Consider the following 13,007-nt stretch of genomic DNA (forward strand, 5'->3'; position numbering starts at 1 on the left):
ATAGTCTGGGGCTAAAATGGCCCCCACTCAGATTTCCCCTTCTTAACACTTCATGGATTGTTTGATGAAAATGCGTATCTGGATTGGCCTCGGCCTGCTCTCTCTGGTAGCGGCCATCTGGTGGGCGGTTGGCCACTTGCAACCAGCAGCCAAAGCCCCTTCCCGCGAGATAAATATTCGTACCCAGACCGTCAAGCAGAGTCTGGCCGAGCCGACTCTCAAGCTGGTAGGTAAACTGGCGGCCAACCACTCGGTGGTGATCACTCCCGAGGTGACCGGGCGCCTGGTCAAGATTGCGGTGCAGTCGGGTCAGCAGGTCAACAAGGGCGATACGCTGGTCGCGCTGGATGCGGGCAAGCAACAGGCGGAGCTGGCCGAGCAGAGTGCCAGTCTGCGCGACGAGAATCGCAAGCTGACCGAGATGCGCAAGCTGGTCGCCCGTGGAGCCGTCACCCAGTCGGTGTTGGAGGGGCAGGAGGCCACCGTTGATCAGGTGCAGGCGCGGGTCGATGCCGCCCGTTACGAACTCTCCCAGCGCACTCTCACCGCTCCCTTTGCCGGTACCGTGAGCCTGATTGATTTGAGCGAAGGGGCCCTGGTCAATAGCGGCGATACCCTGTTGCACCTCGACGATATCGACACCCTGCGCCTCGATCTGGCAGTGCCGGAGCGCTACCTTTCCCTGCTGCGCCCCGGCATGGCGGTGACAGCGACCAGCGCAGCCTGGCCGGATCAGCGCTTTAACGGCACCCTCACCACCCTCGATAGCCGTATCTCCAACGAGACCCAGAACATCAAGGCGAGGGTCGAGTTACCCAATAATAACGGCCAGTTGCGCCCGGGCATGCTGCTCAACGTGGAGCTCTTGCTCCCTTCCCGCCAGCTCACTCTGATCCCTGCCCAGTCGGTGGAGTACGCCGGCGAGCAGCGTTTCGTCTATCGCCTTGAGGCCGATGGCCGGGTCAAGCGGGTGCCAGTGGTGCTCGGCGAGACCGAGGGTGAGACTGTCTGGGTTACCGAGGGGCTGAAAGTCGGCGATCGCATCGTGGTCGAGGGGCTGGTCAACTTGCGTGATGGTGCCAAGGTGCACGATCTGGCGGAGGTAAATGGCTGATGTGGCTCTCCGATATCTCAGTACGCCGACCGCTGGTGGCGGTGGTGCTCAGCGCCCTGCTCAGCGTGTTCGGTCTGGTCGCTTTTAGCAAATTGACGGTGCGGGAGATGCCGGACGTGCAGATCCCGTCGGTCTCCATCACCACCACCTATGAGGGAGCGGCTCCCGCAGTGATGGAGAGTCAGGTCACCAAGCCCATCGAGGATCAGCTCTCCGGCATCAGCGGTATCAAGAATATCAACTCGGTGACTCGCAAGGGGCGCTCGATGATCACGGTGGAGTTCAAGCTTGGCTGGAACATGGTGGAGGGGGTCTCCGATGTGCGCGACGCCCTGACTCGCGCCAAGAGCAAGCTGCCGGAGGATGCCGACGAACCGCTGGTGACCAAGGATAGCGGTAGCGGTGACGTGGCGGTCTGGCTCAACTTCAGCAGCAGCCAGATGGATCGCACCGCCATGACCGACTACGCCAACCGGGTGCTGGTCGACCCCTTGAGCCTGGTGGATGGGGTGAGTGAAGTGGCGCTCTCCGGCGATCTGACCCAGGTGATGTATGTGCGGTTGAGGCCGGCCGATATGGCGGCCCGCGGCGTGACGGTAGCGGATGTGCAGGATGCCCTCAAGCGCGAGAACATAGAGCTGCCGGGGGGGGAGATCCGCAACAACTCCATGACCATGTCGGTGCAGATTGCCCGGCTCTACCACACCGCCGAAGATTTCCAGCAGTTGCAGGTCCGTACCGCGACCAACGGTCAGAGTGTCTATCTGGCCGATATTGCCGATGTGGAGGTGGGAGCCAAGAACGAAGACAGCGCCTACCAGCGCAATGGCCGCGAGAGTCTGGGTATCGGCATCGTCGCCCAGTCCACTGCCAACCCGCTGGCGGTGGCACAGGGGGTGGAGAAGAAGCTGGTGGAGATGCAGCGCTTCCTGCCGGAGGGGGCCACCCTTGAGGTTGACTACGACTCCACCATCTTTATCAAGCAGGCCATCGACGAGGTATATGAGACACTGGCCATCTGTGCCGTGCTGGTGGTGGCAGTGCTCTATCTGTTCCTCGGGCAGGGGCGCACCACACTCATTCCGGCCATCACGGTCCCGGTGTCGCTCATCTCCGCCTTTATCGGCGCCTGGTATCTCGGTTTTTCCATCAACCTCATCACCCTGCTGGCGCTTATTCTCGCCATCGGTCTGGTGGTGGATGATGCCATCGTGGTGGTGGAGAACATTCACCACCATCTGCAGCGGGGTGAGCCCCCCCTGCTGGCGGCCTGGCACGGCACCCGCGAGGTGGGCTTTGCGGTCATCGCTACCACCGCCGTGCTGGTAATGGTCTTTATTCCCATCGCTTTTATGGATGGTATGGTGGGCAGGCTCTTTACCGAGTTTGCGATGTTGCTTTCGTTGGCGGTGCTCTGCTCCTCGCTGGTGGCGCTGACCCTCACGCCAGCCATGGGCTCCTGGCTGATGCGCCCGCTCGACAAGCCGAACCGGCTGACGGCGGCCCTCGATCGTGCTTTGGGCCGGATGGAGGGGCACTATCGTCATCTGCTGCAGGGGCTGCTGCGTCGCTCGCGCTGGATGCCGCTGGCGCTGCTGCTCTGTCTGGCCGGTATCGGTGCCCTCTTTACCCAGCTGCCTAGCAGTCTCACCCCGACGGAGGATCGCGGTGTGGTCTTCGTCTTCGTCAAGGGGGCGGAGGGGACCAGCATCGAGCGGATGAAGCGCAACATGCAGCAGGTGGAATCGACCATCATGCCGATGCTGGGCCAGGGGGTGGTCAAGGCGATGAGCTTCAGTACCCCCGCCTTTGGCCGTGGCGGCGATCAGACCGGCATGGTGATCATCCAGCTCACCGACTGGGCCGAGCGTGATGTGACCGCCACCGAGTTTTCCCGCTCGCTCGGGGCCAAGCTGTCGGTTATTCCCGATGTGATGATCCGCACCTTCCAGCCAGGCTTCCGTGGCGGCTCTACCGCTGCGGTGCAGTTCGTGCTGCAGGGCAACGACTATGCCGAGCTCTACCAGCAGGGGCTAGAGCTGCAAAAAGCAGCGCAGGCCAGTGGCCTGATGATAAGCCCGGATCTCGACTACGCCGAGAAAACGCCGGAGCTGCAGGTGACCGTCTCGCGCGACAGCGCCAGCCAGCTCGGCATACCGGTCTCCACCGTTGCCAGCACCCTGCAGGCGATGTTGGGCGGGGTGAGCAAGACCACCTATGTGGACAGGGGCGAGGAGTATGACGTCTATCTGCGCGCCAACCAGAAGGAGTTCAACGGCATCTCGGATCTCGGCCGCATCTACCTGAAAGCGGCCAATGGCGAGATGGTGAGCCTCTCGACCCTGGCGACCGTCAAGCAGGTGGCGACCGCCAATCGCCTCAACCACTATCAGCGCCAGAAGGCGGTGACCCTGACCGCCGATGTGGCACCGGATCACACCCTGGGCGAGGCGCTCGACTTCCTCGACGGCTGGGCCAACGAGCATCTGCCGAGCGGCATGACGGTCGATTACGCCGGTGACTCCAAGGATTACCGCGACAATCAGGGGGAGATGGCGATGGTCTTCGGCCTCGCCCTGCTGGTGGTCTATCTGGTGCTGGTGGCCCAGTTCGAGAGCACCCTCACCCCGACCGTGGTGATGATGACGGTGCCGCTCGGCATCTTCGGCGGTCTGCTTGGCCTCTGGCTGACGGGGCAGGAGATGAGCATCTACAGCCAGATCGGGATGATCATGCTGATCGGCATGGTGACCAAGAACGGTATTCTCATCGTCGAGTTCATCAACCAGTTGCGTCAGCGCGGTGAAGGATTCGAAGAGGCGATCATCGCGGGTTCGGTGCGCCGTCTTCGGCCGATCCTGATGACCTCGCTCACCGCCATCATCGGCGCTGTGCCGCTGATGCTCTCCATGGGGGCTGGCTACGAGAGCCGGATGGCGGTGGGGACCGTGGTCTTCTTCGGTCTCTCCTTGGCGACCCTGGTTACCCTGCTGGTGGTGCCCGCCACCTACCACCTGATCGCCCGTCACGCCGGCATGACCGGGCAGCGGGATCAGCAGGTAGATGAGGCGCTGGCCGCCAGGGGGGACACTTCTGAGCCATAACGGCAGTGTCCGATGCCAGCTTTGACTGGGGCCGTGGAGCGCATCAGTCCGCACCCACAAGCGTGCAGAGCCCGATAGCCGGCTCTGCACGCGCCATCCCCCCGGACTGATAGCCCGTCGAGTGGTTAATCTTCACAACAAACCACTGGTCAAGTGGCTCGACAAACATCACGGTTCTACGGTGTGGCCGGTTACGGAGCCGTGCCGTGCGTGAAGCGGCCTATTCCCCGATCCCCCTCATCATCTCTTTTTCCCCTCCATTTCTGCGGCTTGAGAACGTTTTTACCTAATTGGCACTTTTATTGCTTTTGGTCCGTCAGCGTCAATGATTTGTCTGGGGACAGAAAATGGAAATTAGTGCAAGCAGCCTGATGCAAGAGATGCAGGCTCTCAAGGTAGAGGCCGGTGCAACCCCGCTGTCACAGCCTGGCCGTCAGGTGACCTCCGATTTTGGCCTGCTGTTGCAGCAGGCGCTCGGTAACGTCAACGAGTTGCAGGGCGCAGCCAATGATCTGCGCACCCGTTTCGATATGGGCGACAAGTCGGTGGATCTGGCCGAGGTGATGATCGCGGGCCAAAAATCCTCCATCGCCTTTGAGGCGACGGTGCAAGTGCGCAACAAGATGGTTGATGCCTACAAAACCATCATGAATATGCCGGTCTGAGCGATGACCGTGCATCATGACATGTCAGCAATAAGGACATAAATCGTGGCTACTGACCAAAATGGCGATCTGCTGATAAACGATGAGGGCACCGCCGCCCTCGATGCCAACGAGCAGAAGAGCTCGGCACTGGGATTCTTGTCCAATACCGATGTACTGCGCCAGATCACTCTGATCCTGGGGCTTGCCATCTGCCTGGCCATCGCCGTCTTCATCCTGCTGTGGGGCAAGGAGCCGGATATGCGCCCTCTTGGCACCTATACCACTCAGGAGCTGGTCAAGACCCTCGACTTTCTCGATCAGCAGAAGATCCCCTATGAGGTCGATGGCAAGAGCGTGCTGGTCAGTGCCGAGAACTTTGCCAGTATCCGGTTGGCACTGACCCGGGCCGGCCTCACCAATGCGGCCGATGTAGCCAATGGTGGAGAGGATATTCTGCTCAAGGACTCCAGTTTCGGTGTCAGCCAGCGGATGGAGGCCGAGCGCCTCAAGTTGAGTCGCGAGCGCCAGTTGGCGAGCGCCATTGAACAGTTCCAGAATGTGGCCAAGGCCCAGGTGCTGCTGGCCATCCCCAAAGATAACGTCTTTGCCCGCAACGAGCGCAAGCCCAGTGCTACCGTGGTACTCAACCTGAAAGGGGCGGCACTGGGGCAGGGGGAGGTGGACTCCATCGTCGATATGGTGGCCTCTGCGGTACATGGCCTGGAGCCGACTCGTGTCACCGTCACCGACCAGAATGGCCGCCTGCTTAATTCCGGCTCCCAGGATCCCGTCTCTGCCCAGACGCGCAAGGAATTTGCGATGCAACAGAAGCAGGAGCTGGAGTACAAGCAAAAAATTGACGCCATTCTGATCCCGGTGCTTGGCGCCGACAATTATACGGCGGAAGTGGATCTCTCCCTCGACTTCTCCCAGCAGGAGCAGACCCGCAAAACCTACAACCCGGATCTGCCTGCAGTGCGCTCCGAGATGACGTTGGAAGAGAACAGCTCCGGCGGCAGCAATGGCGGAGTGCCGGGGGCTCTCAGCAACCAGCCCCCTGCCGCGTCCAATATTCCTGAACAGGCCACTGGCGGTGATGGGGCCAGCGCTGCTGCCTCGGGGCGTTCTCGCAAAGAGGCGACCCGCAACTTCGAACTGGATACCACCGTCAGCCATACCCGGCGTCAGATGGGGGGCATTCGCCGCATGACCGTCTCGGTCGCGGTGGATTACAAGGCGGTGCCCGGTGCCGACGGGGCTGTGACCCGCGAAGCGCGCACCCAGGCGGAACTCGATACCCTGCGCCGTTTGCTGAGCGGTGGCCTTGGCTTTGATGTGACCCGTGGTGATACCCTCGAGGTGGTCGCCATTCCGTTCAATCGTCCCGAGCTTGATACCGTGGCCGAGGTGCCGCTCTACGATCAGCCCTGGTTCTGGCGTGCGGTACGGATTGCCGCCTCGGTACTGGTGATTATTGTCTTGATCGTCACCGTGGTTCGCCCCATGCTCAAGCGGTTGCTCTATCCGGATGCCAAGCCGGAAGGGGAAGTGGACTTTGACAACCACACCGTATTGGGGGGTGACGACGAGCTCAGCTTGCTGGCAGCCCAGGTTGAGGGAGAGCAGGTATTCGGGGTGCGCGATGGTCAGCTGAAACTGCCGGATCTGCACCGTGACGAAGATTTGCTCAAGGCGGTGCGTGCGCTGGTGGCGAACGAACCGGATCTGGCCGCTCAGGTCATTAAAGAGTGGGTAACCAAAGATGCCTGAAGAAACTAAAAGCCAGGTGACCGGCAACGACATTACCGACAGCCAGCGCCAGTTGCTGGATCAGATGTCCGGTATGGATATGGCGGCTGTATTGATGTTGAGCCTCAACGAAGAGGATGCCGCCCAGATCTTCCGCCATCTCGAACCCAAGCAGGTGCAGCGGCTCGGTATGTCGATGGCCTCCATGTCCGATTTCAGTCACGATCGGGTGGCGGCGGTGCACCGTCAATTCATCGACGATATCCAGAAGTACACCAACATAGGTATCGGTAGTGAAGACTTTGTGCGCAAGGCGTTGGTGGCGGCCCTTGGCGAGGACAAGGCGAGCAATCTGGTGGACCAGATCATTCTCGGTTCCGGCGCCCGTGGCCTCGATTCGCTCAAGTGGATGGATGCCCGTCAGGTGGCCAGCATCATCCAGAACGAACACCCGCAGATCCAGACCATAGTGCTCTCCTATCTGGAGCCGGAGCAGTCCGCCGAGATCCTGAGCCAGTTCCCGGAGCAGGTGCGCCTCGATCTGGTGATGCGTATCGCCAACCTCGAAGAGGTACAACCGGCGGCACTGCAAGAGTTGAACGACATCATGGAGAAACAGTTCGCCGGTGCGGCCGGTGCCCAGGCAGCCAAGATGGGCGGCCTGAAGGCAGCCGCCAACATCATGAACTATCTGGATACCAATATCGAAGGCCAGTTGATGGACTCCATCCGCGAGTCGGACGAAGAGATGAGCCAGCAGATCCAGGATTTGATGTTCGTGTTCGAAAACCTCATCGATGTGGACGATCGCGGTATCCAGACTCTGCTGCGGGAAGTGCCTGGGGATCTGTTGCAGCGCGCCCTCAAGGGGTCCGACGATCAGATGCGCGAGAAGATCTTCAAGAACATGTCGAAACGGGCGGCAGAAATGCTGGCAGACGATCTGGAGGCCATGGGGCCGATCCGGGTCTCCGAGGTGGAGGCTGCCCAGAAGGAGATCCTCTCCATCGCCCGCCGTCTGGCGGATGCCGGCGAGATCATGCTGGGTTCCGGCGGTGGCGAGGAGTTCCTCTAAACCATGGCCAACTCATGTAACCTGTCTGCCGCCCAGTATGTTGTCTTGGCAAGGAGCGGCGCGAATAGATGAACAACAAGCTGCGTGGTTATGTGCGGCCTGAAGGGGAAGAGACCCGGGTAGAGGCCTGGGGCTGGCCCGAAATGGACGTGGTGGCTGAGGCCGAGACCAATGCGCTCGGTCTTGCACCTGACTGGTATCAGCAGGAAGAGGAGGTGGTGGAGCCGGAACCCGAGCAGGAGCCGACCCCCAGCATCACCGCCGAAGAGCTCGAAGCGATCCGTCAGGCCGCCTGGGAAGAGGGGATGGCCGAGGGGCGCGAGTCCGGTTATGCCAAGGGGATGGAAGAGGGCAAGCTGGAAGGATTGCAACAGGGCCACTCTGCCGGTCTCGAACAGGGGCGCGAGGAGGGGCTGGCTATGGGGCGCGAGCTGGTGGAGCAGGAGATCGCCCACTGGCAGGGGCTCGCCGCCCGCCTTGCCAATCCGCTTAACGAGCTGGATCAGGCGGTGGAGCAGCAGTTGGTCTCGCTGGTGATGCAACTGGCTCGTGCGCTTATTCGTCACGAAGCGGAGACCTCCCCCCGCATTCTGCTGGAGGCGCTTAAAGAGGGGCTGGCCTTGCTGCCTGCCGCCGAACAGGGGGTGACTCTGATGCTGCATCCCGACGATATCGCGCGAATCGAACAGGCATTTGGCGCCGACGAGTGCGCCAAGCGCCACTGGCGATTGCAGAGCGATCCCACCCTCTCCCCCGGCGATCTGCAATTGGCTACCGAGCTCTCCAGCATCGATTTGACCCTCTCCGGGCGCATCGATCAGTTGCTGCGCAACTTCTTGCGGGACAATGCGTCGCAGAAACCGGCTTCGCAGGATCCACGCCCATAACCGATGCCGGACGTTGCTGTCCGGCTGCACTTTTTAGCTCTCAGGAGGCCAGATGAGCGGCTCGCTACTGAACCGGTTGCAAGGGTACAAGGTACGCGACAGCGCCCCCAAACCGCCGGTCGCCGGTAAATTGACCCGGGTGGTGGGGCTGACCCTCGAAGCCATCGGCTGCCGTGCCGCCATCGGTGCCCTCTGCCGTATCGATACCCTTGATGGGACGCTGGAGGCTGAGGTGGTCGGCTTCTCTGGCGATCGCCTCTATCTTATGCCGAGCGAGCAGCTCAAGGGGGTCATTCCCGGTGCTCGGGTGGTGCCCATCACCGAAGAGCACGGTATTCCTGTTGGCATGAACCTGCTTGGTCGGGTCATCGACGGCATCGGCCAGCCACTCGATGGGCTCGGCCCCATTTTCTCCTCCCAGACCGTGCAGTTTGCCCAGCATCGCATCAACCCGCTCTCTCGCCGCCCGATCCATCAACCGATGGATGTCGGGGTGCGCGCCATCAACGCCGTGCTGACGGTGGGTCAGGGCCAGCGGATGGGGCTGTTTGCCGGTTCCGGTGTCGGTAAATCGGTGCTGCTTGGCATGATGACTCGCGGCTCGGTGGCGGATGTGGTGGTGGTCGGCCTCATCGGTGAACGGGGCCGGGAGGTGAAAGAGTTTATCGAGGACATTCTGGGGGAGGAGGGGCGTGCCCGCTCCGTGGTGGTGGCCGCTCCCGCCGATGCTTCGCCGCTGATGCGGCTCAAGGGGTGTGAAACGGCGCTGGCCATTGCCGAGTATTTTCGCGATCAGGGGCTCAATGTGCTGCTCTTGATGGATTCGCTGACCCGTTACGCCCAGGCTCAGCGGGAAATCGCACTGGCGGTGGGCGAGCCGCCAGCGACCAAGGGCTATCCACCGTCGGTATTTGCCAAATTACCGGCGCTGGTAGAGCGGGCTGGTAACGGCAGCGACGGCCAGGGCTCCATCACCGCCTTCTTCACCGTACTGACCGAGGGGGATGACCTGCAAGATCCCATTGCCGATGCGGCGCGGGCGATCCTCGATGGCCACATAGTTCTGTCGCGCGATCTGGCCGATGCAGGCCACTATCCGGCCATTGACATCGAGAAATCCATCAGCCGGGTTATGCCCATGGTCACTTCACCTGAGCACATGGAGTTGGCGCGCACCCTCAAGCAGTTTTACTCCCTCTATCAGCAGAACCGGGATCTCATCACCATCGGTGCCTACAGTCAGGGTTCCGACCCCCGCATCGACCGCGCCATCATTCAAAAACCCTACCTGGATCAGTTCTTGCAGCAGGGGATGCGCGAGGTCATTCACTACGATGATGGCCTGCAAGCCTTGCAGATGGTGGCGATGCCCTTGATGCGTTGATGACGGTTGGGAAGAGAGGGTGCGGCTATGAGTAAAGGGTTGCTATTGTTGGCAGAGCGGCTGGCTGAGGCAGAGCAGCAGTGTGCGCAGGCGCTGGTGAAGGCGCAGCAGGATCTCAAGCTGTTTATGGATCAGCAAAATGCCCTCAACCAGTACCGCCAGATCTACCACCAGCAGTGGACCGATCGCGGTTTACAAGGGATTTCGCCCCAGCAAAACAGCCAGTATCACGCCTTTATCAACAAGCTTGAGCAGGCGGCGACCCAGCAATACGAAGGGGTGCTGCAGGTGCGTCAGGCGCTGGAGCAACGTCGTGGAGAGTGGCTGGCTGCCCAGCAGCGACGCAAGGCGGTAGAGCTGTTGCTGGAGAAGCAGGCGAGCCGCGAGCAGCAGAAAGCTCTGCGTCAGGAGCAGAAGATGCTGGATGAGTACGCCATGTTGCGGCGTTTTCATCAATCTGGCCTGTAACTTGCTTTGATCTGGACATTGTCGGCGGCCATCTCGTAGGGGGCCGCCAGAATTCAGGGATGCCATCATGATGCAGACAGTGTTGACACAAACGCCTTCGGCTCCGGCCAACGGGTTGGACAAAGCGCCTCTGAGCAGCTCAGTCGAGAGCAATGGCATCGATCTGGGGGGGCGCGACAGCAAGGGTGATTTCGCCACTCTGATTGCCAAGGCCCGGAACAGCGAACACGGCGCCGCCGAGGCTACTCAGGGCGATAAAAATGTCCGATCAGCCAAATCTTTGGCGACCGAAAGCGCCTCTCCCAAAGAGGAGATCGGCAAGGAGGAGGATCCTGACGCCGTCAACAAGGCGGAGGAGCTCCCTGCCACCGACTTTCTGCTCCGTCTGCAAGACTCCCTCAAGCTCGATACCTCGCTAGTGACTCCCCAGCTGGCGGTGGCGGCCCAACAGAGCGCCACTGCGGCAGACGGCAATCCGTTGCCGCAAGAGGGTGCGCTGGAGGGGATTGCGCTTGATGAAAGCGAGCAGTCCCCTGCAACTGTCAGGACTGTACGCCAACTTGCCGATCAGTCCGGGGCGCAGTCGCTTCTGGCTACGACTGGTAAATCTTCCCTTGAAACTCCGGTTTCACTCTCTGCAGGAGGAGTGATTGAGCAGGGCGACGCCTCGACCGCCGTACTGTCCTCCGCTTCCAACACTTCTGAGGGGAAGGATGCCGCCGCCACCCAAGATGGTCAGCCCGGGGAGAAAGTCTTTGCCAAGGGTGAAACTCTCGGGGCAGATGGCAAGCTCACCAAGCCCCTTACGGTGGCTGAGCGGATGGCCCAACTGGCCAGGGTGTTGCCGGTTGAGGCGTCCGCCAATGCGGCAAATAGTGGTGAGTCACCCGCAGTGAAAGAGGGAGATGACAGCAAATCCGACCCCGCTGCCAGCAGCGTCGTGACCGGCAAGGGACAAGCTGCTCAAGCCACGACTCAGGGGGCGGTGCTCAAGGCATTCGGTGAGGGGGGCAAACAACCAGATGCGGGTAGCTCAACCACTTCTACTGCCGTAGAGAGCACCGCTAATGGGTCTGGCAAGGGAGCTGATAAGAGTAGCGCCGAGGGGGGACAGCAGGCAGCGACAACCACATCCTCCAATCCAGGTGCGGCGCAAGTGACGACAGTGCAAAGTGCCACAGCCCAGAGCAGCGTGACGGCAAATGTGACGACTCAGACCGATAGCGCTGCCGCACCCGTGATGGTGGCGCCGCAGCAGGTGTTGGCGCAGTCCGAATCTCAGGGGCCGCAAGCGCCGCTGTCGAGCATTTCAGCCGGGATCAGGCAGATGGAAGTGACGGGCACCGACGAGGTGCGCAAAGCGGTTTCGCTTGAGGTAAAACCGAAGGTCGGTGAGTCTGAGAAGAGTCTTGTCGCTACGACATCGAGCAGCGAGAGCAGCCAGAGCCAGACTGTACAGCATGGCCAGAACAGCCAGCCTCAGCCCCAGGTGGCCGACAGCCGGGCGCCCGCCGCTGAGGGCACGTTGCGCCGTGAACCGCAGAATTTACCCCATTTGAAACTGTCTAGTCAGGAAGCACCCGCCGAATTGCACCAGAAGGTCAACCTGATGCTGGCCGACAAGCTGCAGCAGGCCGAGCTTCAGCTAGACCCCATCGGCCTTGGCAAGATGAAGATCAAGATCCAGATCGACGCATCCAGCCAGGCGAGCGTCCATTTTGTAGTTCAGCACGGACAGACCCGTGAGATGCTGGAGCAGGCGATGCCCCGTCTGCGTGAAATGCTGGCGGGGCAGGGGATCCAGCTTGGCCAGACCCAGGTGCAGCAGCAGTCACAACAGTCACCGCAGCAACAACAGCAGGGTCAGTCGGCGTTTGCCGGGCAGGGACAATCAGGAGAGGGACACTCCGGTCATAGCCATCTTGACGGGGAGGTCACTACGACCAACCCCAATTTGTCGGTGGAATCGACAAACGGTTCAGGAATAGATTTCTATGCTTGATGCAATCCCGAGTAAGTTTATGATATCGAACAAGTTTGAGACTAGGGTGGACAAGGGATGGCTGACGATAACGAATTGACGCTAAAAGACCCGGCTGCGGGCAAGAAAAAGAAGCTGATTATTATCATTGCCCTGGCGGTCATTTTGCTGGGCGGTGGTGGAGCAGGCGCTTGGCTTATGCTGTCCGGCTCGGATACCCCCCCTGCCGAAGCGGCGGAGGGTGCTGAGGCCAAACCCAAGGTGGAAGCACCCCAGCCATCCCTTTATGTCGGGATGCCGCGTCCCTTTGTCTTCAACGTCGCGGGAGCCCAGCGGGATCGACTGGTGCAGATCAAGATCCAGCTGATGGTGCGCGGCACCGCCGACGAGACGCTGGCCAAACAGAATATACCCCTGATTGAAGGCACCTTGCTGCGGGTGTTCAGTGCAGCCAGTGCCGAACAGCTGATGACCTTTGAAGGCAAGGAGAAGCTGCGCAAGGATTCACTGGAAGAGTGCCGTCGGGTGCTTAAGGACCTGGTCTCTTCCCCCGTTATCGAACAAGTGCTGTTTACCGGCTTTGTAATGCAGTAGGTGA

The 13,007-nt window shown here is 60.8% G+C and carries 10 protein-coding genes; all 10 read left to right on the top strand.

The genetic code is table 11. The features are described 5' to 3' along the window. The first annotated feature begins 64 nt into the window (after window positions 1-64). The gene (locus G5182_RS11270) at window positions 65-1,114 is read left to right on the top strand and encodes an efflux RND transporter periplasmic adaptor subunit (RefSeq protein ID WP_216951819.1); all 1,050 of its coding nucleotides are present in this window, start codon (window positions 65-67) and stop codon (window positions 1,112-1,114) included. Next, window positions 1,114-4,218 carry an efflux RND transporter permease subunit gene (locus G5182_RS11275; RefSeq protein ID WP_216951818.1) on the top strand — a complete coding sequence of 1,035 codons (3,105 nt, stop codon included), beginning with the start codon at window positions 1,114-1,116 and terminating at the stop codon, window positions 4,216-4,218. The genes G5182_RS11270 and G5182_RS11275 overlap by 1 nt, the downstream gene beginning before the upstream one ends. A 347-nt stretch (window positions 4,219-4,565) precedes the next feature. Next, window positions 4,566-4,883: a flagellar hook-basal body complex protein FliE gene (gene fliE / locus G5182_RS11280; protein ID WP_042011636.1), complete on the top strand. Its 318-nt coding sequence runs from the start codon at window positions 4,566-4,568 to the stop codon at window positions 4,881-4,883. Window positions 4,884-4,928: 45 nt separating this feature from the next. Further along, complete coding sequence (fliF, locus tag G5182_RS11285) at window positions 4,929-6,635, top strand: flagellar basal-body MS-ring/collar protein FliF (RefSeq protein WP_266134068.1); 1,707 nt, start codon at window positions 4,929-4,931, stop codon at window positions 6,633-6,635. Further along, window positions 6,628-7,689, top strand: a complete 1,062-nt coding sequence (fliG, locus tag G5182_RS11290) for a flagellar motor switch protein FliG (protein ID WP_421254381.1) — start codon at window positions 6,628-6,630, stop codon at window positions 7,687-7,689. The genes fliF and fliG overlap by 8 nt, the downstream gene beginning before the upstream one ends. Before the next feature lie 68 nt (window positions 7,690-7,757). Continuing rightward, on the top strand, window positions 7,758-8,576 hold the full coding sequence (gene fliH / locus G5182_RS11295) for a flagellar assembly protein FliH (RefSeq protein ID WP_421254382.1): 819 nt from the start codon (window positions 7,758-7,760) through the stop codon (window positions 8,574-8,576). Between the two features lie 52 nt (window positions 8,577-8,628). Continuing rightward, window positions 8,629-9,960 (top strand): flagellar protein export ATPase FliI, encoded by a 1,332-nt coding sequence (fliI, locus tag G5182_RS11300; RefSeq protein ID WP_421254383.1) that lies wholly within the window; start codon window positions 8,629-8,631, stop codon window positions 9,958-9,960. Window positions 9,961-9,987: 27 nt separating this feature from the next. Next, window positions 9,988-10,428 (top strand): flagellar export protein FliJ, encoded by a 441-nt coding sequence (gene fliJ / locus G5182_RS11305; RefSeq protein WP_421254384.1) that lies wholly within the window; start codon window positions 9,988-9,990, stop codon window positions 10,426-10,428. 67 nt (window positions 10,429-10,495) lie between these two features. Further along, the gene (locus G5182_RS11310) at window positions 10,496-12,430 is read left to right on the top strand and encodes a flagellar hook-length control protein FliK (protein WP_421254385.1); all 1,935 of its coding nucleotides are present in this window, start codon (window positions 10,496-10,498) and stop codon (window positions 12,428-12,430) included. Window positions 12,431-12,487: 57 nt separating this feature from the next. Further along, window positions 12,488-13,003 (top strand): flagellar basal body-associated protein FliL, encoded by a 516-nt coding sequence (gene fliL, locus G5182_RS11315; protein ID WP_227341088.1) that lies wholly within the window; start codon window positions 12,488-12,490, stop codon window positions 13,001-13,003. Window positions 13,004-13,007 lie beyond the last annotated feature (4 nt).

Origin of the sequence: Aeromonas sp. 600948, from assembly GCF_049174875.1 — a bacterium.
Taxonomy (GTDB): Bacteria; Pseudomonadota; Gammaproteobacteria; order Enterobacterales; family Aeromonadaceae; genus Aeromonas; species Aeromonas veronii_A.